This is a genomic window from Georgenia sunbinii (assembly GCF_036421875.1).
GTDB classification, from domain to species: domain Bacteria; phylum Actinomycetota; class Actinomycetes; order Actinomycetales; family Actinomycetaceae; genus Georgenia_B; species Georgenia_B sunbinii.
In genome coordinates this window covers 118,093-144,353 of sequence record NZ_JAZGOL010000005.1, presented here as the reverse complement: position 1 = coordinate 144,353, position 26,261 = coordinate 118,093, and the positions used below count along the sequence as shown (strand labels likewise).

Annotated in this window: 20 protein-coding genes, 1 pseudogene and 2 riboswitches; of the genes and pseudogenes, 12 read left to right on the top strand and 9 right to left on the bottom strand. The window is 72.7% G+C overall.

What is annotated here, in order from left to right; translation table 11 throughout:
* The first annotated feature begins 8 nt into the window (after positions 1-8).
* Complete coding sequence (locus V2J52_RS13425) at positions 9-839, top strand: DUF3027 domain-containing protein (RefSeq protein ID WP_331228228.1); 831 nt, start codon at positions 9-11, stop codon at positions 837-839.
* A gap of 57 nt (positions 840-896) precedes the next feature.
* On the top strand, positions 897-2,165 hold the full coding sequence (locus V2J52_RS13420; protein WP_331228227.1) for an MFS transporter: 1,269 nt from the start codon (positions 897-899) through the stop codon (positions 2,163-2,165).
* 81 nt (positions 2,166-2,246) lie between these two features.
* Here the strand turns inward: V2J52_RS13420 and V2J52_RS13415 are convergent, their stop codons facing one another.
* Both V2J52_RS13415 and V2J52_RS13410 read right to left on the bottom strand, forming a co-directional pair.
* Positions 2,247-3,182 (bottom strand): phosphoglycerate dehydrogenase, encoded by a 936-nt coding sequence (locus V2J52_RS13415; RefSeq protein WP_331228226.1) that lies wholly within the window; start codon positions 3,180-3,182, stop codon positions 2,247-2,249.
* Positions 3,179-3,457 carry a DUF2530 domain-containing protein gene (locus V2J52_RS13410; protein ID WP_331228225.1) on the bottom strand — a complete coding sequence of 93 codons (279 nt, stop codon included), beginning with the start codon at positions 3,455-3,457 and terminating at the stop codon, positions 3,179-3,181. Before V2J52_RS13410 ends, V2J52_RS13415 begins: the two co-directional genes overlap by 4 nt.
* Before the next feature lie 98 nt (positions 3,458-3,555).
* On the opposite strand from V2J52_RS13410, the pseudogene V2J52_RS13405 reads away from it, so the two are divergent.
* A pseudogene (locus tag V2J52_RS13405) lies at positions 3,556-4,956 on the top strand (NCS2 family permease); the annotation flags it as partial.
* A gap of 316 nt (positions 4,957-5,272) precedes the next feature.
* On the opposite strand, the gene V2J52_RS13400 reads toward V2J52_RS13405, so the two are convergent.
* Positions 5,273-6,484: a cobalamin-independent methionine synthase II family protein gene (locus V2J52_RS13400; RefSeq protein WP_331228224.1), complete on the bottom strand. Its 1,212-nt coding sequence runs from the start codon at positions 6,482-6,484 to the stop codon at positions 5,273-5,275.
* Positions 6,485-6,707: 223 nt separating this feature from the next.
* Between V2J52_RS13400 and V2J52_RS13395 the strand changes: the two genes are divergently transcribed.
* Both V2J52_RS13395 and V2J52_RS13390 read left to right on the top strand, forming a co-directional pair.
* Positions 6,708-7,172, top strand: coding sequence for a MarR family winged helix-turn-helix transcriptional regulator (locus tag V2J52_RS13395; RefSeq protein WP_331228223.1), 465 nt, complete (start codon positions 6,708-6,710; stop codon positions 7,170-7,172).
* The gene (locus V2J52_RS13390) at positions 7,169-8,560 is read left to right on the top strand and encodes an MFS transporter (protein WP_331228222.1); all 1,392 of its coding nucleotides are present in this window, start codon (positions 7,169-7,171) and stop codon (positions 8,558-8,560) included. The genes V2J52_RS13395 and V2J52_RS13390 overlap by 4 nt, the downstream gene beginning before the upstream one ends.
* Before the next feature lie 9 nt (positions 8,561-8,569).
* On the opposite strand, the gene V2J52_RS13385 is transcribed toward V2J52_RS13390, so the two are convergent.
* Genes V2J52_RS13385 through V2J52_RS13375 form a run of 3 tightly spaced genes read right to left on the bottom strand, consistent with a single transcriptional unit; the run spans position 8,570 to position 11,732 of the window.
* On the bottom strand, positions 8,570-9,403 hold the full coding sequence (locus tag V2J52_RS13385; protein WP_331228221.1) for a heme ABC transporter ATP-binding protein: 834 nt from the start codon (positions 9,401-9,403) through the stop codon (positions 8,570-8,572).
* Positions 9,403-10,563, bottom strand: a complete 1,161-nt coding sequence (locus V2J52_RS13380; RefSeq protein ID WP_331228220.1) for a FecCD family ABC transporter permease — start codon at positions 10,561-10,563, stop codon at positions 9,403-9,405. The genes V2J52_RS13385 and V2J52_RS13380 overlap by 1 nt, the downstream gene beginning before the upstream one ends.
* A complete protein-coding gene (locus V2J52_RS13375) occupies positions 10,563-11,732 on the bottom strand; it encodes a heme/hemin ABC transporter substrate-binding protein (RefSeq protein ID WP_331228219.1) in 1,170 nt (389 codons plus the stop codon). Before V2J52_RS13375 ends, V2J52_RS13380 begins: the two co-directional genes overlap by 1 nt.
* A 201-nt stretch (positions 11,733-11,933) precedes the next feature.
* On the opposite strand from V2J52_RS13375, the gene V2J52_RS13370 reads away from it, so the two are divergent.
* A complete protein-coding gene (locus V2J52_RS13370) occupies positions 11,934-12,683 on the top strand; it encodes a neocarzinostatin apoprotein domain-containing protein (protein WP_331228218.1) in 750 nt (249 codons plus the stop codon).
* A 17-nt stretch (positions 12,684-12,700) separates the two neighbouring features.
* Entirely contained in the window at positions 12,701-17,464 is a 4,764-nt protein-coding gene (locus V2J52_RS13365) for an HtaA domain-containing protein (protein ID WP_331228217.1), read from the top strand.
* Positions 17,465-17,643: 179 nt separating this feature from the next.
* Here the strand turns inward: V2J52_RS13365 and serC are convergent, their stop codons facing one another.
* A complete protein-coding gene (gene serC / locus V2J52_RS13360) occupies positions 17,644-18,768 on the bottom strand; it encodes a phosphoserine transaminase (RefSeq protein ID WP_331228216.1) in 1,125 nt (374 codons plus the stop codon).
* 339 nt (positions 18,769-19,107) lie between these two features.
* Positions 19,108-20,115: a citrate/2-methylcitrate synthase gene (locus tag V2J52_RS13355; protein WP_331228215.1), complete on the bottom strand. Its 1,008-nt coding sequence runs from the start codon at positions 20,113-20,115 to the stop codon at positions 19,108-19,110.
* Between the two features lie 120 nt (positions 20,116-20,235).
* On the opposite strand from V2J52_RS13355, the gene V2J52_RS13350 reads away from it, so the two are divergent.
* The 3 genes from V2J52_RS13350 (at position 20,236) to V2J52_RS13340 (ending at position 23,246) form a co-directional block, all read left to right on the top strand.
* On the top strand, positions 20,236-20,934 hold the full coding sequence (locus V2J52_RS13350; protein WP_331228214.1) for an iron-dependent transcriptional repressor DtxR: 699 nt from the start codon (positions 20,236-20,238) through the stop codon (positions 20,932-20,934).
* Between the two features lie 156 nt (positions 20,935-21,090).
* A riboswitch (cyclic di-AMP (ydaO/yuaA leader) is annotated at positions 21,091-21,263 on the top strand.
* Positions 21,264-21,267: 4 nt separating this feature from the next.
* Positions 21,268-22,146, top strand: a complete 879-nt coding sequence (locus V2J52_RS13345; RefSeq protein WP_331228213.1) for a C40 family peptidase — start codon at positions 21,268-21,270, stop codon at positions 22,144-22,146.
* 158 nt (positions 22,147-22,304) lie between these two features.
* On the top strand, positions 22,305-23,246 hold the full coding sequence (locus V2J52_RS13340; RefSeq protein WP_331228212.1) for a universal stress protein: 942 nt from the start codon (positions 22,305-22,307) through the stop codon (positions 23,244-23,246).
* Between the two features lie 11 nt (positions 23,247-23,257).
* Here the strand turns inward: V2J52_RS13340 and ddaH are convergent, their stop codons facing one another.
* The gene (ddaH, locus tag V2J52_RS13335) at positions 23,258-24,070 is read right to left on the bottom strand and encodes a dimethylargininase (protein ID WP_336391573.1); all 813 of its coding nucleotides are present in this window, start codon (positions 24,068-24,070) and stop codon (positions 23,258-23,260) included.
* A gap of 91 nt (positions 24,071-24,161) precedes the next feature.
* On the opposite strand from ddaH, the gene V2J52_RS13330 reads away from it, so the two are divergent.
* Positions 24,162-24,725, top strand: coding sequence for a tetratricopeptide repeat protein (locus V2J52_RS13330; protein ID WP_331228211.1), 564 nt, complete (start codon positions 24,162-24,164; stop codon positions 24,723-24,725).
* Positions 24,726-24,810: 85 nt separating this feature from the next.
* Positions 24,811-24,910: riboswitch (SAM riboswitch) on the top strand.
* A gap of 4 nt (positions 24,911-24,914) precedes the next feature.
* Positions 24,915-26,192, top strand: a complete 1,278-nt coding sequence (locus V2J52_RS13325; RefSeq protein WP_331228210.1) for an O-succinylhomoserine sulfhydrylase — start codon at positions 24,915-24,917, stop codon at positions 26,190-26,192.
* Positions 26,193-26,261 lie beyond the last annotated feature (69 nt).

The following is a 26,261-nucleotide window of genomic DNA, read 5'->3' as shown; positions in this document are numbered from 1 at the left end:
ATCGATCCGTGTCCTCATCAGTTGTCCTCACGCCGCGTGCGACCCGGCCCCCCAAGGAAGCGGTACTCGCCGGGGCGGTCGACCAGGCTCGCGAGGCCGCCGTCGCCGACGCCGGCGAGGAACGGGTCGGCGAGCACGTCGGCTTCGTCCTCGAGGCGGACCGGGTGCTCACCCACGTGTTCGAGGCGCTCGACCCCGGCTACCACGGCTGGTACTGGGCGGTCACGCTCAACCGGCCGCCCCGCGCCCGGCGCGCCACCGTGGCCGAGGTCAACCTGCGTCCTGGCGAGCGTGCGCTGCTCTCCCCGGACTGGGTGCCGTGGTCCGAGCGTCTCCAGCCCTCCGACGTCAGCTCGACCGACGTGCTGCCCTACGTCGGGGACGACGAACGGCTCGAGGTCGGCTATCAGGCCACCGGTGAGGATGCCGACGCCCTGGGCCCCGAGCTCGCCTACGAGGTTGGGCTCGGCCGGGCTCGCGTGCTCTCCGCCGCCGGCCGCCGCCAGGCGGCGACGCGCTGGTACGAGGGTGACCGCGGCCCCACCTCGGCCGGTGCCCGGGCCGCCACCGAGGCCTGCACCACGTGCGCCTTCTTCCTGCCGCTCGCCGGCTCGCTGCGCACCGCCTTCGGGGTGTGCGGCAACGAGTGGTCGCCGGACGACGGCTCGGTCGTCAGCCTCGACCACGGCTGCGGGTCGCACTCCGAGACCGGCGAGCGCCACCGCGCGAGCATCTGGAACGCCGCCGAGCCGGTCATCGACGAGTTCGACGTCGAGGTTCTCGAGCTCGAGCCGACACCCGCCGGCGAGCAGGACGAGGCCGCCGCGGACCACGCGTGACCACGCGCGGGTGACCGGCGTACCTCCCGCCGCCACCGGTGCTGCGGGACCGGCAGCGTGACGGTCCGCCGGGGCGAGGACCCGATGTTCCCGATGCGGCCGGTGGTGCTCGGCGCCTTCGTGCCGTCCCTCATCTTCGAGATCGGCGTCGGCGCGATGCTGCCGATCGTGGCGATCACCGCGATCCAGCTCGGCGCCTCCCTGGCGGTCGCGGGCGTGATGGCGGCGCTGCTGGCCGTCGGGCAGATCCTCGTCGACGTGCCGGCGGGGTCGCTGGCCGCCCGGCTCGGCGACCGGGGCGCGATGATCCTCGCGGGCCTGCTCGCGGCGGCCGGCTTCATCGGCTGCGCGCTCGCGCCGAACCTCGCGCTGCTGGCGGTGAGCGTGCTGGCCATCGGCGGCGCCAACGCGGTCTACAACCTCGCGCGCCACGCCTACCTCACCGAGATCACCCCGCCGCTGCGTCGGGCCCGGGTGCTGTCCACGCTCGCCGGCGTCCACCGGATCGGCCTGTTCATCGGCCCGTTCGCCGGTGCGGCCGTCATCCACGGCGGCGACGTCCAGCACGGCTACTGGCTGGCCGTCGGCACCTCCCTCGCGGCCACCGCGGTCCTCCTCGCGGTCCCGCCGGAGCGCACCGGGGAGCCGGAGCGCCCGGGCGGGCGGGGCACGACGACGGCGCCGGGTGCGGTGGCCGGCCGGCCGGCACCCCGGATGGCCGAGGTGTTCCGCACGCACCGCCGGGTGTTCGCCTCGCTCGGCCTCGCGGTGCTGCTCGTGGGGGCCACCCGCGGCGCCCGGCAGACGGTGCTGCCGCTCTGGGGCGAGCACATCGGGCTCGACCCCGCGGTGATCAGCTTGGTGTTCGGGCTCGCCGGCGGCATGGACATGCTGCTCTTCTACCCGGCCGGCAAGGTGATGGACCAGTTCGGGCGGCTGTGGATCGGCATCCCGGCGACGATCACCATGGGCCTCGCGCTGCTCGTGCTGCCGCTGACCACCACCGTCGCCTCGGTGAGCGTCGTCGCCGCCCTCCTCGGCCTCGGCAACGGGATGAGCTCGGGCATCCTCATGACCCTTGGCGCGGACGCCGCACCGGAGTCCGGGCGCTCCCAGTTCCTCGGCATCTGGCGGCTGTTCCAGGACACCGGCGGTGCGGCTGGTCCGCTGGTGGTCGCCGCCGGTGCGGCAGTGGGCTCGCTCGCGCTGGGGATCGCGGCGATGGGGGTGGTGAGCTTCGGTGCCGCCGGCGCGCTCGGCCGGTGGGTGCCGTGGTGGTCCGTGCACGCCAACCGCACCACCCGCCGTCGTGCCGGTCTCGACTAGCTGGATCGTCCGCGAGAGCTGGATTATCCGCGAGAGCTGGATTGTCTGCGAGAGCTGGATTGTCCGCGCCGGCAGTCGGTACTACGGCCGGACCACGTTGCGCAGCTCGCGGCCCTCGACGAACGCTGCGAGGTTCTCCTCGAGGAGCCGCTCGGCACCCACCGGCCGGCCACCGGCCGCGTGCGGCGAGAGGATGAGGTTGGGCGCCGCCCACAGCGGGGAGTCCGCCGGCAGCGGCTCGGTCTCGGTGACGTCCAGCGCCGCGCCGCCGATGGCCCCGGCGTCGAGGGCAGCGATGAGCGCCTCCTCGTCGATCGTGGCTCCTCGGCCGACGTTGACCACCCAGGCGTGACCGGGCAGCAGTGACAACCGGCGGGCGTCCAGCGCGTGCCGGGTCTCGGGCAGCGAGGGCAGCACCATGACGAGCACGTCGGCGGCCGCAAGCTCGCCGTCGACGTCGTCACTGACCTCGAAGCCGGCCCGGGTGCCGGCGGTCTGCGCGATGCCGCGGACGTCGGCCCCGAGCATCCGCAGGTAGGGCGCGAGGGTCTGGCCGATCGAGCCGAAGCCCCACACGACCACTCGCGCGCCCAGCAGGGTGGTGAGCCGGCCCTCGGGACGCATCGGCTGGAGCCCGCCGAGCTCGCGTGCCCAGCGGTGCTCGTCCTGCGCCCGGACCATCGCGTCGACGCGCCGCACGCCGGCAAGGATCAGCATGAGCGCGTGCTCGGCGACGGTGAGGTCGTGCAGGCCGCGGCCCGACGTCACGACGACGTGCGGCGCGAGGCCCGCGTCGAGGACGGCGTCCGGCCCGGCAGAGAGTGTCTGGACCCACCGCAGCCGCGGCAGCGCGGCGGCGATGCGGCGCAACCGGTGGACGCCCTGGCCCCACGTGACGAGCACCTCGGCGTCGGTGTGGGCGTCGGGGATCGGCGCGGTGAGGTCGAGCACGACCGTCGTCACGCCGTCCGGGACGTCGAGGTGCAGCGGCAGGGTGTCGGGCAGCAGGACCTTCACCGCGGGTCCTCCTCGGTGGCGGACGTTGCGGCTTCGCGACGCAGCGACCGCCGGTGCTGGGGGACTGCCCAGCCCAGCGCGAGGATCCCGAAGCCGATGCCGGCCAGGCAGACCAGCAGCTCCTCGCCGAGGTCCGCGCCGGTGGCCCGCAGGACGAGGACGACGACGAGCCCCACCAGCCAGGCGCCGATCCCGACGAGCACCATCGTCACCGTGTTGACCCGCACCGGCGGCAGGTCCTCGGAACGGGTCTCCGGCGGGACGGGTATGCGCATGCCCCGATCGTAGGGGAGTCGCCCGAGTGTGACGTGCGCCGCCGTCGGCCATGAACAGGGGTGTCCTGCGACACCCGGCTTCTGGCACCATGCCGCCCATGGCCACTACTGCGCCGAAGCGCACCCAAGACCTCAGCAGGATCGACCGCTACTTCAAGATCACCGAGCGCGGCTCGACGGTCACCCGGGAGATCCGTGGCGGCATCGTCACGTTCTTCGCGATGAGCTACATCCTTGTGCTCAACCCGCTCATCCTGTCGACGCCGGACAGCACCGGCGCCTTCCTCGGTGGCGGCACCGACGGCCCGAACTTCGCCGCCGTCGCGGCAGGGACGGCGCTGGTCGCCGGCCTGATGTCCATCCTCATGGGGTCGGTGGCCAAGTTCCCGCTGGCGCTCGCCGCCGGGATGGGGATCAACGCGCTCATCGCCTACACGATCGTCGGCCTCGAGGGCATGACCTGGGCAGACGCGATGGGGCTCATCGTGCTCGAGGGCATCCTCATCCTCATCCTCGTGCTCACCGGGCTGCGTGAGGCGGTCTTCCGGGCGGTGCCGCAGCAGCTGAAGGTGGCGATCTCGGTCGGCATCGGCCTGTTCATCGCCCTCGTCGGCCTGGTGAACGCCGGCATCGTGCGCCCGGGCGGCACGCCGCTGCAGCTGGGTGTCAACGGCTCGCTCGTGGGCTGGCCCGCCCTGGTGTTCGTCGTCGGCCTGTTCCTCATCATGGTGCTGCTCGTCAAGAAGGTCCGTGGCGCGATCCTCATCGGCGTCGTCGTGGCCACCGTCCTCGCCGGCGTCGTCGAGGCGGTGGCGCAGGTGGGCCAGATGGGTGAGGGCAACCCCGGCGGCTGGGGGCTGACCGTCCCCGCGATCGACGGCAGCATCATCGCCACCCCGAGCTTCGCCACCTTCGGTGACTTCTCGCTGTTCGGCGCCTTCACCAAGATCGGCCCGATCGCGGCGCTGCTGCTCATCTTCTCGATCATGCTCGCCGACTTCTTCGACACGATGGGCACCATGGTCGCCATCGGTGCCGAGGCCGACCTGCTCGACGAGCAGGGCAACCCGCCCCGCACCCGCCAGATCCTCGTCGTCGACTCGATCGCGGCGGCCGCCGGTGGCGCGGCCGGTGTCTCGTCGAACACCAGCTACATCGAGTCCGCGGCCGGCGTCGGGGACGGTGCGCGCACCGGGCTGGCGGCCGTCGTCACCGGTATCGCGTTCCTGCTCTCGACCTTCCTGGCGCCGCTCGCGGAGTTCGTGCCGTACGAGGCGGCCACACCGGCGCTGGTCATCGTCGGCTTCCTCATGATGCAGCAGGTCACCGAGATCAGCTGGCGCGACATCTCGATCGCGCTGCCCGCGTTCCTCACCATCGTGCTCATGCCGTTCGCGTACTCGATCACGGTGGGCATCGGCGCGGGCTTCATTGCCTACGTCGTCATGGCGGCGGCCAAGAAGGGCGGCGCCCGCAAGGTCCACTGGATGATGTGGGTGGTCGNGGATCGGCAGCGGGCCGAGGTACCACGTGCCCTGGGCGGGGCTGGGCAGGGACGCAGCGATGGTCAGCACCCCGCCAGCGTAACCGCCCCCAACCTGAAACCGGCACGCCCCGTGTCGCGCCGCCCCGCCACCCCACCCCTCGGCGAGACCGGGCATCTGCTACCGAGGGCGTACGTCTGGCCGGCCTCCGCCGCCGAGATACCCGATCTCGGCGGAAGGACGGCCGGGGTGCCGCTCCAGGCGGCCGGTTCTGCCGAGATACCCGATCTCGGCGGAGCCGGCCGCCTGGGGGCGCGTCAGGGTGTGGGAATCAGCGCCAGAGGCGCTGGGTGGCGAGCTCGGCGCCGGCGGACAGCGCCTCGAGCTTGGCCCAGGCGATCTGCGGATGGACCCGCCCGCCGAGGCCGCAGTCGGTCGCCGCGACGACGCGCTCCTTGCCGACGGCGCTCGCGAACCGCTCGATCCGGTCCGCCACCAGCTGCGGGTGCTCGACGACGTTGGTCGCGTGCGACACGACGCCGGGCACGATGAGCTTGCCCTCGGGCAGCTCGACGTCCTGCCACACCTTCCACTCGTGCTCGTGGCGGACGTTGGCCGCCTCGAAGGAGTACGCGCCGGCGTTGATCTCCAGCATCGTGCCGACGATGTCGGCCATCGCGATGTCCGTGGTGTGCGGGCCGTGCCAGCTGCCCCAGCACAGGTGGAACCGGATCCGGTCCGCCGGCAGGTCGCGCAGCGCGTAGTTGAGCGCCTCGACCCGCAGCCGGGTGAAGGCGACGTAGTCCTCGACGCTAGGCTCGGGGGTGATCTGGTCGAAGTTCTCCGCGATGGACGGGTCGTCGATCTGCAGCACGAGGCCGGCGTCGATGATCGCCTTGTACTCCCCACGCAGCACGTCGGCCCACGCGAAGAGGAACTCCTCGTCGGTCGTGTAGTGCTGGTTGCCGATCCGGGCGGCGCTGCCGGGTGACAGCGCGGTGAGGAAGCCCTCCTGGGCGCCGGTGGTGGCGAGCGCGCCGGTGAGGTTGCTGATGTCCGCGGCGATCGCCTGCTGACCGGTGTAGCTCAGCGGCCCGGTACACACCGGGAACGGGGAGGCGGAGGCGTCCCCGGTGAAGATGCCCGACGTCGGGTCGGCGTAGGCCTCGGCGAACAGCTGCCGGTCTCGGCGGTGGAGGAAGCCAGTGAGGCGGGTGTCTCCGGGGCGCGACTCGACCGACGCCGTCGCCCACGACTGGTCGCCGGTGATCTCCAGCCCGCCGGTGCGCTGGAAGGAGTAGGACCACCAGGCGCCGTAGTCGACCGGCGAGCTCATCGACTTGCCGTACTCGCCGTCGCCGACGACGGTGACGCCGGCGTCGAGCTGCCGGCGGACCAGGGCGGTGACCTCGGCACTGAGCAGCTCGTCGAAGTCGGCGGGGCCGGCGCCGGCCGAGCGGGCGGCGTTGGCCTCGAGCAGTGCGGGCGTGCGGGGCAGGCTGCCCGCGTGGCTGGTCTGGATGCGGTCGGTGCTGGCGAGCACGGGACTCCTTCGGGTCGTGGGCAGGATGCGGATGGCGGCATCGTCACATGCCCGACGGCGTCGTGGCCGCGGCCTTCCACCACTCGACCCGGCCCGCCGACGGGTCCCACCGGTCGAGACTCCGCCGCCGCTGGCTTGCCGACGGCGCCGGGCCCACCGGCCATGGGGCAGGTCACCCTGGCAACTCTTTCGTTAGCGTAACTAACGATATATAGTAGTGGCCATGACTGTCTCCTCGCCCACCCAGACCTCCGCGGCGAGCCGACGCAGCCACCGCCCCGATCTCGCCACCGACCTCCGGGTCGCCGTCCTGCGGCTCTCCCGCCGGATCCGCTCGGAGTCCGACGCCGGCGACCTCACCGAGGCGCAGAACTGCGTGCTCGCCGCTCTCAACCGGATCGGCCCGATGACCCCGCGCGCGCTCGCCGAGCGCGAGCAGGTCCAGCCGCCGACGATGACCCGCACCCTCGCGAGCCTCGAGGCGATCCGGTACGTCGTCCGTGACGCCCATCCGACCGACGGCCGCCAGGTGCTCATCACCCTCACCGACGACGGCGCCGACCACCTCTCCCGGTTGCGCCGCCGTCGCAGCGCCTGGCTGGCGACCCAGCTGCGCGCGCTGACCGACGAGGAGCGCGCCACGCTCACCGCCGCCGAGACGATCCTGCGGAAGATGGCGATCGAATGAGAGAAACCTTCGCCTCGCTGAGGTTCTTCAACTACCGGCTGTGGTTCGCCGGCGCGCTCGTCGCCAACGTCGGCACCTGGATGCAGCGCGTCGCCCAGGACTGGCTCGTGCTCACCGTCCTCTCTGACGACTCCGGCCTCGCCGTCGGGATCGTCACCGGGCTGCAGTTCGTGCCGATGCTGCTGCTCAGCCCGTGGGCCGGGCTGCTCGCCGACCGGCTGCCCCGACGCAAGATGCTCATCGCCACCCAGTCGATGCTCGGCGTGCTCGCCGCGGCGCTCGGCATCCTCGTGCTCAGCGGCCACGCCCAGCTGTGGCACGTCTACGGCTTCGCGCTCGCGCTCGGCATCGTCACCGCGCTCGACAACCCGGTGCGCCAGACCTTCGTCGCGGAGATGGTGCCGCCGTCGAGCCTGCCCAACGCTGTCGGGCTCAACAGCGCGTCCTTCAACGCCGCCCGGCTCATCGGGCCCGGGGTGGCGGGGCTGCTCATCGCCCTCGTCGGCCCCGGCTGGATCTTCATCGTCAACGCGGTGAGCTTCGGCGCGACGATCTTCTCCCTCACCCTCATGCGGGAGAGTGAGCTGACGCCGATGCCGCACGCCAAGCGTGCCAAGGGCCAGCTGCGGGAGGGCTTCGCCTATGTGCGCCACCGCAGCGACATCGTCGCCATCCTCGTGGTGGTCGGTGTCGTCGGGGCGCTGGGCCTCAACTTCCAGCTGACGAGCGCGGTGATGGCGCGCGAGATCTTCGACAAGGGTGCCGGTGAGTACGGCGTCCTGGGCTCGATCATGGCGATCGGCTCGCTCGGCGGCGCGCTCATCGCGGCCCGTCGCAAGCAGCCCCGGGTGCGGCTGGTGATCGGTGCCGCCTTCGCCTTCGGCGTCGCCTCGGGCGTGATGGCGCTGATGCCCACCTACGAGCTCTACGCGCTCATGACGATACCTGTCGGGCTCAGCTCGCTGACCATGATGACGGCGGCCAACGCCACCGTGCAGATGTCGACCGATCCCGCGATGCGCGGGCGGGTGATGTCGCTGTACATGATGGTGTTCCTCGGCACGACGCCGATCGGTGCGCCGATCGTGGGCTGGGTCGCGGAGACTTACAACGCCCGGTGGTCGGTCGGTATCGGGGCGATCGCGGCGATCCTCGTCTCGCTGCTGGCGGCCCTCTGGGCGAAGCGGTCGTGGGACGTCAAGGTCACCTACCAGCTGCGCAGCCGGCCGCACGTCGCGATGGAGGGGCCGCACGAGCGGGCGGCACGCGCGGCGTCGAGCGCGGCGCTGGCCGCGGAACGCGCCCGGCAGGCCGACGAGCGCGAGCGGCAGGCCGGGCGGTCGCAGGTTGCCGCGGCCGACGCCGAGAACGCGACCACGCTGGCCTGACCGCGCGGGCTACCGCTCGGCGAGGATGATCGGGGCCCCGGTGCGCGGGTGGGGCAGGACCTCCACCGCGTGCCGGTAGACCCGGCTGAGCAGCCCGGTCTGCAGCACCGCTGCCGGTGCACCGATCGAGGCGAGCCGGCCCCGGTCGAGCACCGCGACGCGGTCGGCGTAGGCGGCTGCGAGGTTGAGGTCGTGGAGCACGACGACGACGGCGTCGCCCTCCTGCGCGCGGTGGCGCGCCAGGCCGAGCACGAGCTCCTGGTGGTGGAGGTCCAGCGCCGCGGTGGGCTCGTCGAGCAGCACCGCCTGGGTGTCCTGCGCCAGCACGCGGGCCAGTGCGACGCGGGCCTTCTCCCCGCCGGAGAGCGTGCCGAACACCCGCTCGGCGAACCCGACGGTGTCGGTGAGCGCCATCGCACGGGCGATGACGGCGTCGTCCTCGTCCTCGCGGGAGGTCCGCGCCCACGGGGCGCGACCCATCGCCACGACCTGCGCCACCGTGAACGGGAAGGACAGTGTCACGCTCTGCAGGAGGACGGCCCGGCGCATCGCGGCCTCGGTGGCTGACCAGCGCGACAGCGGCCGCCCGGCGAGCTGGACCGCGCCGGTGTGCGGCTCGCGGTCCCCGGCGAGCACGCCGAGGAGGGTCGACTTGCCGGCGCCGTTCGGCCCGACGAGCGCCAGCACCTCGCCGGCCCGGACCTCGACGCTGACGTCGTCGAGCACGAGTGCCCCGCCGAGCCGGGCGCTGACGCCCTCGGCGGCGAGCGCGACCTCTCCCGGGGCGATCCGTGCCGGCAGCTCGGTGCTCCGGTGCGGCAGCCGCAGCATGCTCGGTGCCATCAGGCCCACCCGCCCTGGTTCGCCCGCATCCGGCGCATGAGCCACAGGAAGAACGGTCCGCCGACGATCGAGGTGAGCATGCCCAGCGGCAGGTCGGCGAACTCGATGGCGCTGCGGGCGACGAGGTCGGCGAACACCAGCAGCACCGCACCCCCGAGCGCGCTCGCCGGCAGCAGGAGGCGGTGGCCGGGCCCGGCGACGAGCCGGACGAGGTGGGGCACGACCAGCCCGACGAAGGCGATGACGCCGGCGAACGCGACGCCGGCACCGACGAGCATCGCGATGGCGACGATCGAGATGATCCGCAGCCGCTCGACGTTGACGCCGAGGTGCCGGGCGGCGCGGTCGCCGAGTGACAGCAGGTCGAGCCGACGGGCGACGACGAGGCAGACGGTCAGGCCGACGACGATGAACGGCAGCACCGCGACCACCGACTGCCAGCGGGCCCCGTTGAGGCTGCCGAGCTGCCAGAACACGATCTGCTCGCGGGCGGTCGGGCTGGCGATGAAGGTGTTGAAGGCGACGATCGCCGACGCGATCGCGGTGATCGCCACACCGGTGAGGATGAGGGTGACCGACTCCGTTCGCCCTCCGGAGCGGGCCAGGAAGTACACCAGCAGCGTGGTGACGAGCGCCGCGAGGAACGCCGCGGCGGCCACCGTCCACTCACCGAGGACGTTGGTGCCGGTGACGATGACGAGGCTCGCGCCGACCGCCGCGCCCGGGGAGACCCCGATGATCGCGGGCTCCGCCAGCGGGTTGCCGAAGATGCCCTGCATGAGCGCACCAGCGGAGGCCAGCGCGGCGCCGACGAGGATGGCGAGCACGATCCGCGGGAAGCGGACCTGCCACAGCGCCGCGTCGCCCTGCGGGTGGCTCGGGCCGGGGACGGCGTCGAGCGGCAGGTCGACGTGGAGGCCGAGGAGTCCGAGGGCCTGCTCGAGGAGCGCGTCCAGCCGGTGCAGCACCGAGCCGGCAACCTCGGCCGGCGCGACCTCGAGCTGGCCGCGCCCCGCTGCCACGAGGCACAGCACGACGAGCGCCACGCCCAGCCCGCCGAGCAGCCACGGGCCGCGGACCCGGCGGTTGCGGGCCGGGGTGTCCTCGCGGTCCTGCCCGGCGGGGCCGGTGGTGGTCTCCTCGTGTGCCGGCGCCGCCATCAGCCGGCCGCCGGGTAGACGGCGTGGGCGAGTGCCGTGATGACCTGGCCGGTGCGGGGGCCGAAGCTCAGGAGGAGGGTGTCGTCCATGTCGACGACCCGCCCCGCCGCGACGGCCTCGGTCTGCGCCAGCCCCGGGATGAGCTCGAGCCCGGCCGGGCCGCCGATGGAGTCGAGGCCGGCGGTCATCATGAGGAGGACGTCGGGCTGCGCCGAGATCATGGTCTCGGAGGTGATCTGGGTGAAGGTCCGCTCCAGGCCGAGCTCGGTGCCGACGTCGCGGGCACCGATCGCCGCGATGAGGGAGTCCGCGCCGGAGCCCGGACCGCCGAGCAGCTGCACCATGCCGCCCCGGAGGTAGAGGAACGCGATGTCGGCCGCCTCGGCGGTCGGCGTGACGCCGTCGAGCGCGGAGGTGATCTCCTGCTCGGTCCGGTCGACGAGCGCCTCGCCGGTCTCCGGCACGCCGAGCGTGCCGGCGACCGCCCGGATCTGGGTCGGGATGTGCTCGAGGCCGCGGGTGTCGTCGAAGAAGACGACCGGGATGCCGGCGTCACGCAGCTGCAGCTGCACCTCGGTGGGGCCGATGGTCGAGTCGGTGAGGACGACGGTGGGGTTCAGCCCGAGGATCGCCTCGGCGCTGAGGTCGTGCGCGCCGGGCGTGACGACCGGCAGGTGGGCGGCCTCGGGGAAGCCGGTGGAGGTGTCTCGGCCGATGACGTTGTCGCCGAGGCCGAGGGAGAAGACGATCTCGCCGAGCGTGCCGTAGAGGTCGACGGCGAGGATCCGGCTGGTGTCGAGGACCTCGACGGTCGCCCCGTCGCAGGACTCGACCGTCACCGGGAGGGTGGCTGACGGCTGCTCGGCGATCGGGTGGACGTGATCGTCGGTGACGACCGCGGTGGTCGGCTCGGTCAGCAGCGTGCCGTCGGTGCCGGGCTCCCGCGGCGCCAGCGGCTCGCCGTCGGCGTCGTGGGTGGTGCCGAACCCGGCGACCGGCTCACCGCAGGCCTGCACGACGGCGGAGGTGGACGTCGCAGGCGCCGGGGCATCCGCGGTGCCCGTGCCGGTCGGGCCCGGCTCGGCGGCAGCGCCGCAGCCGACCGCAAGGAGGGCGACGGCGACGGCGAGCGAGGCCACGCGGAGGGCAGGCAGGGGCTGGCGGGGCATGAACTTCCTCGAAAGAGCAGGGCAGCACGGACGTCCCCACGGGTGGGGGAGGCGCCGGCAGGGCGATGTCTCGCTAAATAGGTAATTTACGGTACGTTCCCGTAGCGTAATGTTTCTACCTGAGGTTTGCCTAACCTAACCATGCCTGGAGGTATGATGTCTGGACCGTCGCTTCACCGGGACTTGGGGAAGCGGACGCCCGTGACCCGAGGATGGGTTGCCGGGCTCGCCGCAGCGTTGCTGGCGACGACCGCCGTCCTCGTCCCCAGCATCCCGGCCGCGGCGGCGTCCGGCCCGGACGGCCAGTCGGTGACGGTCTCGCAGTCCACCGGGCTCGACCCCGCCGGCCAGTCGGTGACGGTCTCCGGTTCTGGCTTCGACACCTCCAAGGGCATCTACGTCGCACTCTGCGTGGACAACGGGCCGGGCAGCGCGCCCAGCCCGTGCGTCGGCGGCGTCGACATGGAGGGCGCCGGCGGCAGCTCCGCGTGGATCTCCTCCAACCCGCCGTCCTACGGCGAGGGCCTGGCGGTGCCGTTCACCGAGTCCGGTGGCCGCGGCTCGTTCTCGGCGTCGCTCAGCGTCGCCGCCAGCGACCCGTTCGTCGACTGCCTCGACCCGGCGCAGGCGCCCAACGGCTGTGTCATCGGCACCCGGGCCGACCACACCCGCGCCGGCGACCGCAGCGCGGACGTCCGCATCCCGGTGACCTTCGCCACTGGTGGCGCGGGGGGCGCCGGCGGCTCGGCGAGCTCCGAGGGGGCCGCCTCGGCCGCCGACGACGCCGACCAGGCTGACACCGACGCTGCCGGCACCGCCGAGGACGGCTCGCTCGCCTCCACCGGTGCCACGGTGGGCATCGCCGTCGGCGTCGCCGTCGTCCTCCTTGCTCTCGGCGCCTTGGGCGTCTACCTCCGCCGCCGCTCCTCGACCGACGCCTCCGACGTCTGAGCCAGACAGGACCACTGATGAAGAACACGACATGGCGCGCAACGGCGCGCCGCACCCTCGCCGTCATCACCACCGGCGCGCTGGCCGGCGGCCTGGCCATCGCCGGGGCCGGCAGTGCTGCTGCCGACGAGCCCAGCCTCGACGTCTCGGGCGGCAGCGCCGACTGGGGCGTCAAGCAGTCCTTCCGCAACTACATCAGCAGCCCGATCGCCAAGGGCACGATCGAGGTCATGGATCCGGCTGTGCAGACAGCGAACGGTGGGTTCAGCTTCGAGGCCACCGAGGGGACTGTTTCCGGGACGACGGCGGACATCACCTTCGCCGGCGGCGTCCACTTCGCTGGGCACCTCATGCAGGACGTGCATGCCCTCGAGATGAGCTTCTCCAACATCCGGGTGCACATCGACGGTGACGAGGGCACCCTCATCGCCGACGTCGTGTCGCGAGAGTTTCTCGACATGACCACGGCCGGAGAGCTCGAGGAGCACCTCGACGTCGAGCTCGGCGAGCTCGACCTCAGCGAGAACCCGCTCACCGTGACCGGCGACGCCGCCTCCCTCACCGACGCGCCGGTGACACTCACCGAGGCCGGTGTGCCGGCCTTCGGCACGTTCTACGAGGAGGGCGTTGAGCTCGACCCGCTGAGCTTCAGCGTCGACCTCGCCCCCGCCACCGTCGCGCCGACCGTCACGGCCCAGCCGCAGGGCGTCTCGGTCGACGAGGGCGAGGACGCGGTCTTCGCCGCGGCCGCCACCGGGACGCCGGAGCCGACCGTCCAGTGGCAGAGCCGCGCCGGCGCGGACGCCGAGTGGCAGGACGTCGACGGTGCCGCCGGCACCAGCCTGACGCTGGCCGGGGTGACTCCCGAGCAGGACGGCACCCAGGTGCGTGGCGTGTTCACCAACGGCACCGAGCCCGACGCCGTCACCGAGCCTGCCACCCTCACCGTCGTCGCGGCCGAGGAGCCGGAGGTTCCGGAGGTGCCCGAGGAGCCGGAGTTGCCTGCGGAGTGGGAGCCGGCGCTCGAGGTGTTCGCCGCTGACGGAGTGACGCCGCTGGGTGAGGCCGAGGTGACCTACGGGGACACCGTGGTGGTCAAGGGGTCCGGGTTCGACCCGGCTGCCAATGTTGGTGGTCGTGGGGTGCCGATCCCCAACGACCTGCCGCAGGGCACCTATGTGGTGTTCGGCAAGTTCCTCGACCAGTGGCAGCCGTCGGCCGGTGCGCCGTCGTCGGCGCGGGTGGTCGGCTCGCAGCAGTGGGCGCTGGCCGAGGGGGTGCTGGACCAGGTACCGCCGCAGTTCCAGGACGCGATCCGGGCGCAGTGGGTGGACATCGCCGAGGACGGCTCGTTCACCGCTGAGCTGGAGGTCGCCCAGCCGGAGGCCGGTTTCCCCGAGGACGGGAGCTTCGGGGTCTACACCTATGGCGCGGGTGGCGTGAAGAACGCCGACCAGGAGCAGTCCGCGCTCCTCAACGTGGTCGACGAGATCACCGAGCCGGAGGTGCCGGTGGAGTGGGAGCCGGCGCTCGAGGTGTTCGCCGCTGATGGCGTGACGCCGCTGGGTGAGGCCGAGGTGACCTACGGGGACACCGTGGTGGTCAAGGGTTCTGGGTTCGATCCGGCGGGCAATGTTGGTGGTCGTGGGGTGCCGATCCCCAACGATCTGCCGCAGGGCACCTATGTGGTGTTCGGCAAGTTCCTCGACCAGTGGCAGCCGTCGGCCGACGCGCCGTCGTCGGCGCGGGTGGTCGGCTCGCAGAAGTGGGCGCTGGCCGAGGGGGTGCTGGACCAGGTCCCGTCGCAGTTCCAGGGCGCGATCCGCGAGCAGTGGGTCGACATCGCGCAGGACGGCACGTTCACCGCGGAGCTGACGCTCTCCGGGCTCGGCAACGACTGGCCGCAGGACGGCAGCTTCGGCGTCTACACCTACGGCGCCGGCGGCGTGACGAACGCCGACCAGGAGCTGAGCGTGCCGGTGACGTTCGTCGACCAGCCGCAGATCGAGGTGTTCGCGGCCGACGGCGTGACGCCGGTGGCCGACTCCCAGCTGGTCCACGGGGACACCGTGGTGGTCAAGGGGTCCGGGTTCGACCCGGCGGGCAACGTCGGTGGTCGTGGGGTGCCGATCCCGGCGGACCTGCCGCAGGGCACCTATGTGGTGTTCGGCAAATTCCTGGACCAGTGGCAGCCCTCGGCCGGTGCGCCGTCGTCGGCGCGGGTGGTCGGCTCGCAGCAGTGGGCGCTGGCCGAGGACGTGCTGGACCAGGTGCCGCCGCAGTTCCAGGGCGCGATCCGCGAGCAGTGGGTCGACATCGCGCAGGATGGCACCTTCACCGCCGAGCTGGAGATCGCCCGCCCGGGTGACGACCGTGAGGGCAACCCGGTGAACTGGCCGGCGGACGGCAGCTTCGGCGTCTACACCTACGCCGCCGGCGGCGTGACGAACGCCGGCCAGGAGCAGTCCGTTCTCCTTGACGTCGTCGAGGAGCGCCGGCCGCAGCTCGAGGTCACCCCGACCGAGGGCCTCACCGTCGACACGGTCGTCAGCGTGCGTGGCACCGGCTACGCGCCGAACCGCGCGATCTCCATCGCTTTCACCCCGAACACCGTCAAGCACGAGGAATTCGGCTGGCCGGTCGGCTGGCTGCAGCACGAGGTGGTCACCACCGACGCGCTCGGCAGCTTCACCCGGGAGACCACCGTCTCCGGCTGGGTGACTGGTACCGGCGACGACTGCAGCGCCGTCGACTGCTTCCTCGCGACCTTCAACTCCGCGCAGGCGAGCGACGCCACCGAGCAGGACCACCGCGCCGAGCGTGACCAGGACGTGTTCGTCCCCGTCACCTTCGTCGCCGGCGACCCGGAGCCCGCGCCGGGCGAGGCGGCCGTCTCGGCCACGCCGAACCCGGTCCGCCAGGGCGAGGAGCTCACCGTCGCCGGCAGCAACCTGCCGGTGGGTGCCGAGGTTGCCGCGCTGCTCGAGCCGGCCTCCGACTCGGCGGCCGGCCACCTCGACTGGGGCGTCAAGGAGTCCTTCCGCTCCTACGTCACCGGGCAGATCGCCCACGGGCAGATCACCCTCGGTGACGGCGCCACGGAGGACGCGGACGGCAGCTACCGCTTCCCGGCCGCCGTCGCGTCGGCCGACCCGTCGTCCGGCTCGACCGTGCTCGGCTTCACCGGCAGCGTCTCCTTCGAGGGCCACGAGATCGACGGCACCTCGGCGCTGGAGATCCACCTCGCGAACCTGCGCATCCAGCTGACCGCAGACTCCGCGGTGCTGGTCGCCGACGCCACCTCCCGCGACTTCCGGGACACCACGAGCACCGGTGAGCTCACCGAGTACCCCGGCGTCGTCCTCGCGACGCTCGACGCCGACGCGTTCGACGTCGAGACGGGCACGGTCGAGGCGACCGCCGCCGCCGCGGTCCTCACCGCCACCGGCGAACCTGCGTTCGGCGGCTTCTACCAGGGCGAGGTCGCGCTCGACCCGCTGAGCGTCGACGTCCGCTACGGCGCCGCCGTCGCCGTCCCGGTGGCGCTCAACGCGCTGGCCGAGACCGGCACGCCGCTGGGGACCGCGACGGTCGACGAGGACGGCGTCTTCGCCACCACGTGGCAGGTGCCGACGGAATTCCCGATCGGCAGCTACGCCGTCGTGCTGCGCGACGTCGACGGCGCCGTGCTGGCGAGCGACTCGCTGGCGGTGCTGACCGCCGTCGAGACGCCCGGCGACGGCGACGGTGAGACGCCCGAAGAGCCGGAGCCGGAGCTGGAGGCGCCCGCGCAGGGCACCGTCGTCGTCGAGCCGGACCCGGTCCGGCAGGGCGCGACCGCGACCTTCAGCGGCAGCGGACTGACCCCGGGCACGGCCGTGGGTGCCGTCGTCGACGCTGCCGGCGCGCCGGGCACCCTCGAGTGGGGTGTCAAGGAGTCGTTCCGCAGCTACATCGGCGGGAACATCGCCCACGGCGAGATCGCGGCGATCGCGCCGGCCACCGAGACCGGTGCCAGCACCTACGTGTTTAGCGAGGGCGCCGGCAGCGGTGACGAGCGGGACGCGACGGCGCAGTTCGCCGGGGCGGTCTCCTTCGCCGGCCACAAGATCGGTGACACGCACGCGCTGGAGGTGACGATCACCGACCCGTCGGTCGTCATCACCGACGGCGTCGGCCAGTTGGTCGCCGACGTCACCTCGCGTGAGTTCATCGACACCACGAGCACCGGGGTGCTGACCGAGTCCATCGACGTCGTGCTCGCTGACCTCGACCTCGGCGCCGGGGACGTGACCGTCGTCGACGGTCGTCTGGTCGGCACCGATGTGCCCGCCACCCTGACCGAGGCCGGCATCCCCGCGTTCGCCGACTTCTACGATGTGGGCGAGGCGCTCGACCCGGTCACGTTCAGCGTCCCGGTCGGGGACGTCACCGAGCTCGACCTCACCGAGCTCGACACGGCGGAGGCCAAGGTCGGCGAGGATGGCACGGTCGAGCTCAGCTGGGCGGTGCCGGCGGACTTCGCGCTCGGCTCGCACAGCGTCCACCTCGTCACCGACGGGGAAGCTGTCGCGGACGCCTCCTTCGGCGTCGTGGCGGCTGCGACCGGCGGCTCGGGCAGCGACCCGGACGACGACGCGACGCCCGCGCCGAAGGCTGGTGGCTCTGGCACGGCGCTGCCGACCACCGGCGCCGATGTCGGCGCGCTGACCGCGCTGGCGGCCGGTGTGCTCCTCGCCGGGGCGGCCGCAGTGGCTGTCCGGCGGCGCGAGACCGCCTGACTCAGGCGCACGGCGGGGCCGCAGGGTGACCCTGCGGCCCCGCCGTCATCTGTTCGCGGAAGGATCCGGCCACAAGACCGGCGTATCGCCCGGCGACCTGCTGCGGCCGGCCGACCATCAGGCTGCGGTGGCGAGGCTTGGTGGCCGGATCCGTCGGACCGGCAACGGCCTGTCGGGGCTCAGCCGCCCAGGTGCGTGACGACGTGATCGACGCACGCGGTGAGCGCGCGGACGTCGTCGGGCTCCACCGCGGGGAACATGCCCACCCGGAGCTGGTTGCGGCCGAGCTTGCGGTACGGCTCGACGTCGACGACGCCGTTGGCGCGCAGGGTGGCAGTGACCGCGGTGGCGTCGATCGACCCGTCGAGGTCGATCGTGCCGACGACCGGCGAGCGGTGCGCCGGGTCCGCCACGAACGGCGTCGCCCACGTGCGGTCTGCCGCCCAGCCGTAGAGGATCTCCGCGGAGGTGGCGGTCCGCTGCGCCGCCCAGCCCAGGCCGCCCTGCTCGAGCATCCAGTCGATCTGCTCGGCCATGAGGACGAGGGTGGCGATCGCCGGGGTGTTGAGCGTCTGGTCCTTGCGCGAGTTGTCGACCGCGGCCGGCAGCGAGAGGAACTCGGGCACCCAGCGGCCGCTCGCCTCGATCTGGGCCACCCGCTCGAGCGCGGCGGGCGACATGACCGCGAACCAGAGCCCGCCGTCGGCGCCGAAGCTCTTCTGCGGGGCGAAGTAGTAGACGTCCGTCTGGGCGAGGTCGACCGCCACGCCGCCGGCGGCCGAGGTCGCGTCGACGACGACGAGCGAGTCGTCCCCGCCGATCCGGCGGACCGGCGCGATGACGCCCGTCGAGGTCTCGTTCTGCGGCCAGGCGTAGACGTCGACGCCGGCGACCGGCTCGAGGACGGCGAGGCTGCCTGGCTCGGCGGTGACCACGTGCGAGTCCTCGAGGAACGGCGCGCGGCCGGTGACGGTGGCGAACTTCTGGCCGAACTCACCGAACGCCCCGTGGGCGGCCCGGGACCGGACGAGCCCGAAGCTCGCCGCGTCCCAGAACGCCGTTGACCCGCCGTTGCCGAGGACAACCTCGTAGCCGTCCGGTGCGCCGAGCAGCTCGGCGACTCCGGCGCGGACCCGGCCCACGAGCGAGCGCACCGGGCGCTGCCGGTGCGAGGTGCCCAGCAGGGTCTCCCCGACCGCGGCGAGCGCCGCGGCGTGAGAGGCACGGACCTTGCTCGGGCCGCAGCCGAAACGGCCGTCGGCGGGCAGGAGGTCGGCAGGGATCGTCAGAGGTGAGGCGCTCATGACCGAATCCTGCCACCCCCGTTCTCCCGACAGCAGACTTGTCCGCGACAGCTGACTTGTCGCCGACAGCAGACTTGTCAGCGCGAGCGAACGTGATCGACCCGGTCGCCGCCCGCAGGGCTCAGGCCCTACGTGTGGCCGAGGCCCGGCCTTCAGTACCTGGTCCCCACGGACACACCCGCGATCCGAACGAGCGTGCGGACAATCCCGCTGTCGGCGCGAAGTGTGGGCCGGTGGCAATCCCGCTGTCGGTGACAAGTCCGCTGTCGGTGACAAGTCTGCTGTCGGTGACAAGTCTGCTGTCGGTGACAAGTCTGCTGTGGGTGATATGCCCTGCTGTCAGGGGTGGGGGGTGGTGCCGGCGACGAGGTCGTGGTGCGCCTCGAGGACGTGGGCGGACCAGCCGGCGGTGCGGCCGCAGATGATGAGCGCGTTGAACATCCGCGCCTCGAAGCCGACGTGGTGGAGCAGGATCGCGGCCCAGAACGGCACGTTGGTGCGTGCCGGTTGCCCCAGCCGCTCCTCGAGCAGCTCCCGGCCGGCCCGCTCGACCGCGCGTGCCGCGGCGTACAACGGCACGTCGAGCCCGGCGCACACCTCGCGGAGGAGGTCGGCGCGAGGATCGGCGGTGCCCTCGACGAAGCCCGGCACGATGGTCTGCTCCCGGAGGGTCTCGCGCACGGCTGCCACCGCGTCGGCACCGTCGTGGACCGCGGTCGCGAGCTGGGCGACCCGGGCGGCGGCACCGGCTGCGAGCGGTCCGCCGACGGCGGCGACCGCGCCGGAGAGGCAGGCGCCGAGGTCGCTGCCGGTGGCGGCGACGGTGCGGGCGATCTGGGTTGAGGGGCTCAGCCCGTCCTCGGCGACGACGGCCCACAGCGCGTCGAGCGCGGCAGCCTTGTCCGCCTGGGTCTCACCGCTCCACCGGATGAGGAAGCGCTCGGCCACCGTCCGGCCGGCCTCGATCTCCTGCTGGGGCACGGCCGGGACGTCGACCCCGCGGGCGGACTGCGCGACGAACGACAGCGCGAGCACCGACGCCCGGGCGAGGTCCTGCCGGGCCCGGTCCGGGGGCGTGTCGAGCAGCGATCGGAAGCCCCACACCGGCGCGATCTGGGCCAGCGCGCTCTGCACGTCCACCCGGGTGTCGCCGGTACGCACCGGCAGCGGGAACGGCTCGGCCGGCGGCAGCGCGGGGGAGACGACGCCGTCGACGAGCAGCCCCCACACCGACTCGAAGCGCTGACCGATCACCGAGGCGAGCGGCACCCCGCGGTAGCTCGGGGCGCCGTCGGCCCCGACGGCGAAGACCGGGGCGGGGCCTGACTGCGAGGACTCGGGGCTCATCACCGCCGATGGTAGGCCGTCGGCGACGTGTCGTGGACCACCTCGCAGACCGGCATCGGCCCGCCGACGGACCGCGCCCTCTATCCTCGTGTGAGGAGCAAGCGAGACGAGGCGGCAAGTATGAGTGACCTGATCGACACCACCGAGATGTACCTCAAGACGGTCTACGAGCTCGGCGAGGAGGGCGTCGTGCCGATGCGCGCCCGGATCGCCGAGCGGCTCGGCCACTCCGGGCCAACGGTTTCGCAGACCGTCGCCCGGATGGAGCGCGACGGTCTGCTCCACCTGGAGGACAACCGGCGGATCGCGCTGTCCCCCGAGGGGCAGAGCAAGGCGACTCACGTCATGCGCAAGCACCGGCTCGCGGAGCGGCTGCTCATCGACGTCATCGGGCTGGAGTGGCCGCTCGTCCACGAGGAGGCGTGCCGCTGGGAGCACGTGATGAGCGAGCAGGTGGAGCGCCGTCTGCTCACCCTCCTCGACCACCCGCACCACGACCCCTACGGCAACCCCATCCCGGGGCTGAGCGAGCTGGGTGACGTCAGTGAGCCGCCGGTCGAGCCGCGGCTGCAGACGCTGGCGCAGGCGGCGCTCGACGCCGACGGCGTCGACCGGGTGGAGGTCGTGCTGCGCCGGATCGGCGAGCCGCTGCAGGTGGACGTCGAGCTGCTGGCGCGGTTCGCGGAGGCAGGGGTACGGCCGGGCCGCACGCTGCGGGTGCAGCGCGGCACCGAGTTCGTCTCCGTGCACGCCGACGACTCGGCCCTCGTTCTCGACCTGCCCGACGACGTCGCCCGTCACCTGTTCGTCGACGCCTGAAACCCCGGCTTCTCGCCGTTCTCGGTGCTCCTCAGGGCATGACTTGCGACACACCTTCCCCAGTGTCGTGATCGGAACGTGACAATTGGGGAAGTGCTCGGGTAGTGTCCGGATCGCTCGTTGAACCCTCCATGTCAGCGAGTGCCCGGACGGAGCTCAACCCTGTCGCCGCCCGTGCTTCCAGATAGACGTCGGCAGGGACGGGGGAACCAGAAGTGGCACCGGCCCAGCCGGTGCCTTGGGGTGAAGCCCATCTCGTCCGCGAGAAGGGCCGGGTTGACTCCGACCCGAACCCGACAGCTCACCTCGTCGGCAGCAGGAGAGGCTTAGTACGTGACCGTGACTTCCATCGGGGCCCGCCACCGCGCGGCTGCCCGTCCCACCACCCCACTGACGGTGCTCGGGCAGGTCGTGACCGGCTCTAGCGCCCGGCGCGGCATGGTCGTTGCCGCATCCTCCGGGCTGGCCCTCACCATGGCTGCCAGCACGGCGATCGCGGCTCCGGAGGGTTCGACCTCCGCGCTCCCGCAGGTCGACGTGTCTGCGCTGTCGAGCCAGGCTCGCGGAGCGCTGACCGTCTCCCCGACCGTGTCGGTCCCCACCGACGTCGAGTTCGACGTCGAGGAGGTCTCGCTCGAGGCCATCCCGCCGAAGACCACGACCGCGGACGACTCCGACCCGGTCGCCGAGCACGTCGCGGCCGAGGCCGCCCGTGTCGCTGAGGCCGAGGCTGCTGCCATCGCCGAGCAGCGTGCCGCCGAGTCCGCCTCGCGCAGCCGTTCCGCTGCCCCGGCTGCCGCCACCGGTTCGTCCGCCGCGGCGTCCACCGAGTCGAGCGGGTCGACCGCGACGGCGCCCGCGCCGGCCGCGTCCGGCAACGCCATCGTCGACATCGCGTTCCGCTACGTCGGCACCCCGTACGTCTGGGGTGGCTCCTCGCCGTCCGGCTTCGACTGCTCCGGCTTCACCTGGTACGTCTTCCAGCAGCTCGGGATCGACATCCCGCGCGGCTCGAGCGCCCAGCGCAACGCGGGCACCGTGGTCTCCGCCTCGGAGGCGCAGCCCGGCGACCTCGTGTGGTGGCCCGGTCACGTCGGCATCTACACCGGCAACGGCAACCACATCGCGGCGCGCAACACCTCCAAGCCGCTGCAGGCCGGCCCGATCTCGCACGTCGGTCGCGGCACGCCGACCTTCATCCGTATCGGCTGACCCACCTCGTTGACCAGCGGGCCCGTACCTCTTCGGTACGGGCCCGCTGGCGTCCGGTGGGCAGGTCGTACCGCCGAACGGGCACGATGCTGCGGCGGGACGCCCACAATGGGACCATCAGAGGAACACCGCCCACTTCCCTTCGGTCGGAGGACCACATGACTCACGAGGACGTCGTCATCGCCGGCGTGGACGGCTCCGAGGCCAGTCTCGCCGCGCTGGACTGGGCGGCCGCCGAGGCCCGCCAGCTTGGCTGGCGGTTGCACATCGTCTGCGCCTACGCGGTGCCGGCGTTCACCGTCGCCTCGCTCGACGGCGGGTTCGCGGCGGTCGACGACACCGCGATCCAGGCCGGTGCGCAGGCGGTGCTCGACGAGGCCGTCGCACGGGTGGGCGGGGACGTCGAGGTCACTGCAGCCCTCGAGCTCGGTGATCCTGCCGGGGTGCTCGTCGAGCTGTCCCGCAGCGCTGGGCTCGCGGTCGTCGGCAACCGGGGTGGCGGCGGCTTCGCCGACCGGTTGCTGGGGACGGTGTCCTCCGCGCTGCCCGCCCACGCCCACTGCCCGACCGTCGTCGTGCCGCTGGTCGATGAGAGCACCGAGCGGTTGACCCCGGTTCGGCGGATCGTCGTCGGCGTCGACGGCTCGGAGTCCGCGACGATCGCGCTGCGCCGCGCCGTCGACGAGGCGATCGCCTGGGACGCGCACCTGACCGCGGTGGCCACCGTGCCGATCGGCGGCGGTGCCGGGTCGCTGGCCTGGCTGCCGGCAGCCGTCGACCGCGACGAGGTGCTCGCCGACGTCAAGGTCGGGCTGGGGGTCGCCTGCGATCGTGCGGTGGACGGCCGCGACGTGAAGCTCAGCCAGCACGCCCTCGACGGCAACGCGGCCGCGCTGCTCGCCGAGTTCTCCACCGCGGTGGACCTCGTCGTCGTCGGGTCTCGTGGCCGCGGCGGGTTCGCGGGGCTGCTGCTCGGCTCGACGAGCCAGGCGGTCCTGCACCACGCGGTCAGCCCGGTGCTCGTGGTGCCGGCGCGCACCGCGCACGAGAGCGAGGGCCCCAGCCCGACCGACGTCCCGTGGCGGCGCCGGCGCCGCTGACCAGCAGCTGGTCAGCCGCGGATCTCCAGGGTGCAGCACTTGGCGCCGCCACCGCCCTTGAGCAGCTCGGAGGTGTCGACCCCGATCGGCTCGAAGCCGCGCTGGGTGAGCGCTGCCGCGAGGTCGGTGGCTCGCGGGTTGACGACGACGTGGCGCCCGTCGCTCACCCCGTTGAGCCCGAGGACGACCGCGTCCTGCTCGCCGGCGATGATCGCGTCCGGGAACAGCCTCTCGAGCACGCGGCGGCTGCCCGGGGAGAAGGCCGGCGGGTAGTACGCGATCTCGTGGTCGGAGAGCGCGAGCAGTGCGGTGTCGAGGTGGTAGAACCGCGGGTCGACGAGCTGCAGCCCGATGACCGGCTTGCCGATGGCCTCCTGCAGCTCGGCGTGCGCCGCGAGCGAGGTGCGGAAACCGGTGCCGGCGAGCACGAGGTCGCCCACGGTGAGGATGTCCCCCTCACCCTCGTTGACCTCCGAGGCGGTGACGGTGGGGAAGCCGGCGTCGGCGAACCACTGCTCGTACGCCGGCCCCTCGGGCATCCGCTGCGGGTAGGTGAACTTGGCCGAGTACACGACGCCGTCGCCCGTGATGGCGCCGTTGGCGGCGTACACCATGTCGGGCAGCCCCGGGACCGGCTCGATGAGGTCCACCCGGTGCCCGAGGCGCAGGTAGGTGTCGTGGAGCTGCTGCCACTGCCGGACCGCTAGGTCGGTGTCGGTCGGCACGTCGCTGTGCATCCAGGGGTTGATCTCGTAGGCGACGGTGAAGTAGGTGGGCCGGCACATGAGGTAGCGCCGTGGCGAGGCTTCGCGGGGTGTCCGCACTTGTCGCCCCTTTCGGGTCGGGGGTGTCTCGGCAGCCTATGGTCCGCGGCGCGCGACCGCCCGGGCCGCCGCCGCGCCGTACCCTGGCGGCATGCGCGAACCCATCTCCGAGGCGGACCTCGACGCGGCCGACTTCTCCGGAGGCTCCCACCGAGGCGTGGCCGACCGGCTGGTCGGTTGGGCGCGCGAGCCCCACCCGGGTGACGTCGTCAGCGCCAGGGAGCTCCTCGTCCGGGCGGGCGAGCAGCTGGAGCAGGCCGAGGACGACGCTGCGGCGGAGCGGCTCTACCGCGAGGCGGTCGCGATGACCGGCGAGGTCTTCCTCGATCCGCGCTGCCACCTGGCGGAGGTCCTCGTCCGTCGCGGCGCGCTCGACGAGGCCCTCGCGGTCGACGCGGAGCTGCGCCGCAGCAGGCCGGACTCGGCGGTGGCCTACCGGTACATGGCAGAGACCTGGCAGAGCCACGGGGACCCACGCCGCGCCCTGGGCTGGTACAACCGCGCCCTGAGCCGCCACGAGCAGGGCGACGGTTTCACCGCCGACGACCTCGGCTGGCTGTGCCACGAGCGGTGGCTGCTGCGCGAGCAGGAGGGGCACCCGCCCGACGAGTACGACCTCGTCGGGATCGGCTGGCTTGAGCAGCCCCGGGAGTAGCCGCCGTCCCTAGCGACGCTGTCCGCTGGGTGGACATCGGGCGTGAGCCCCTTGGCGTGGCCCGGCCGGGTGGCTAACATCGTGGTGACCATCCAGAGCAGCCGAGAGACCTGGCTCGTTGACGCTGCAGCAACCCCGTGCCGTTCCTCGGTACGTGCGGGTGCTTCCGCCAGGACCGATGGAGGCGCCATGAGCTACGTCAGTGATCCCACCCCTGGTTGTCCCGGGCCGTCCGGCTACCCGGACGCCGACCCGACGTGGGGGCCGGCCACGCGGGCCGCGCACGCCGGTCACGTCCGCACCGGTTTCCAGGAGACCTCCGAGGCGCTGTTCCTCACCACGGGTTTCGTCTACGACCGTGCCGCTGACGCCGAGGAGGCCTTCGCAGGTGGCCTCGACCGCTTCACCTACGCCCGCTACGAGAACCCGACCGTCTCGATCTTCGAGGAGCGGCTGCGGTCCCTCGAGGGCGCCGAGGCCTGCTACGCCACGGCCACCGGGATGGCGGCGGTGTTTGCCACGCTCGCGGCGCTGGTCAGCAGCGGGTCACGGATCGTCGCGGCACGTGCGCTCTTCGGTTCCACCCTCACGCTGTTCGAGGACGTCCTTGCCAAGTGGGGAGTGCGCACCGACTACGTCGACGCCCACGACGTCGACGACTGGCGCCGGGCGCTGGCGACCCCGGCGGACGTGGTGTTCTTCGAGACCCCGTCCAACCCGATGCAGGACATCGTCGACGTCCGTGCCGTGAGCCGGCTGGCCCACGACGCGGGCGCCGTCGTCGTCGTCGACAACGTCTTCGCGACGCCGGTCCTGCAGCAGACGCTGCCGCAGGGGGCCGACGTCGTCGTCTACTCCGCGACCAAGCACATCGACGGCCAGGGGCGCACGATGGGGGGCGCGGTGCTCGGCAGCAAGGAGTTCATCGAGGGTCCGTTGCAGCTCATCCTGCGCAACACCGGGCCGAGCCTGAGCCCGTTCAACGCCTGGGTGCTGCTCAAGGGCCTGGAGACGATGCCGCTGCGTGTCAAGGCGCAGACCGACGCGACGCTGCAGCTCTCCGCCTGGTTGGAGACCCTGCCGCAGATCGGGCGGGTGTACTACCCGTTCCTCGACTCCCACCCGCAGGTCGAGCTGGCCCGCTCGCAGATGAGCGGTGGCGGCACCGTCGTCACCTTCGACCTCGCGGTCGACGGCCGGCCGGCCACCCAGGCGGAGGCCTTCGCCTTCCTCGACGCGCTGCAGATCGTGCTGATCTCCAACAACCTTGGCGACGTGAAGTCGCTCGTCACCCACCCGGCGACGACGACGCACCGGCGCCTCGGCCCCGAGGGGCGGGCGGAGGTCGGGATCAGCGACGCGACGATCCGTCTCTCGGTCGGCCTCGAAGACCTGGCCGACCTGCAGCGCGACGTCGAGCGGGCCCTCGCCGCGGTGCCCGCCGCCCGCACCCACCAGCCCGCCTGACCCGAGATCTCCCGCCCCACCCGCCCACCCTTGTCGCCGACAGCAGACTTGTCCGCGACAGCGGGTTTG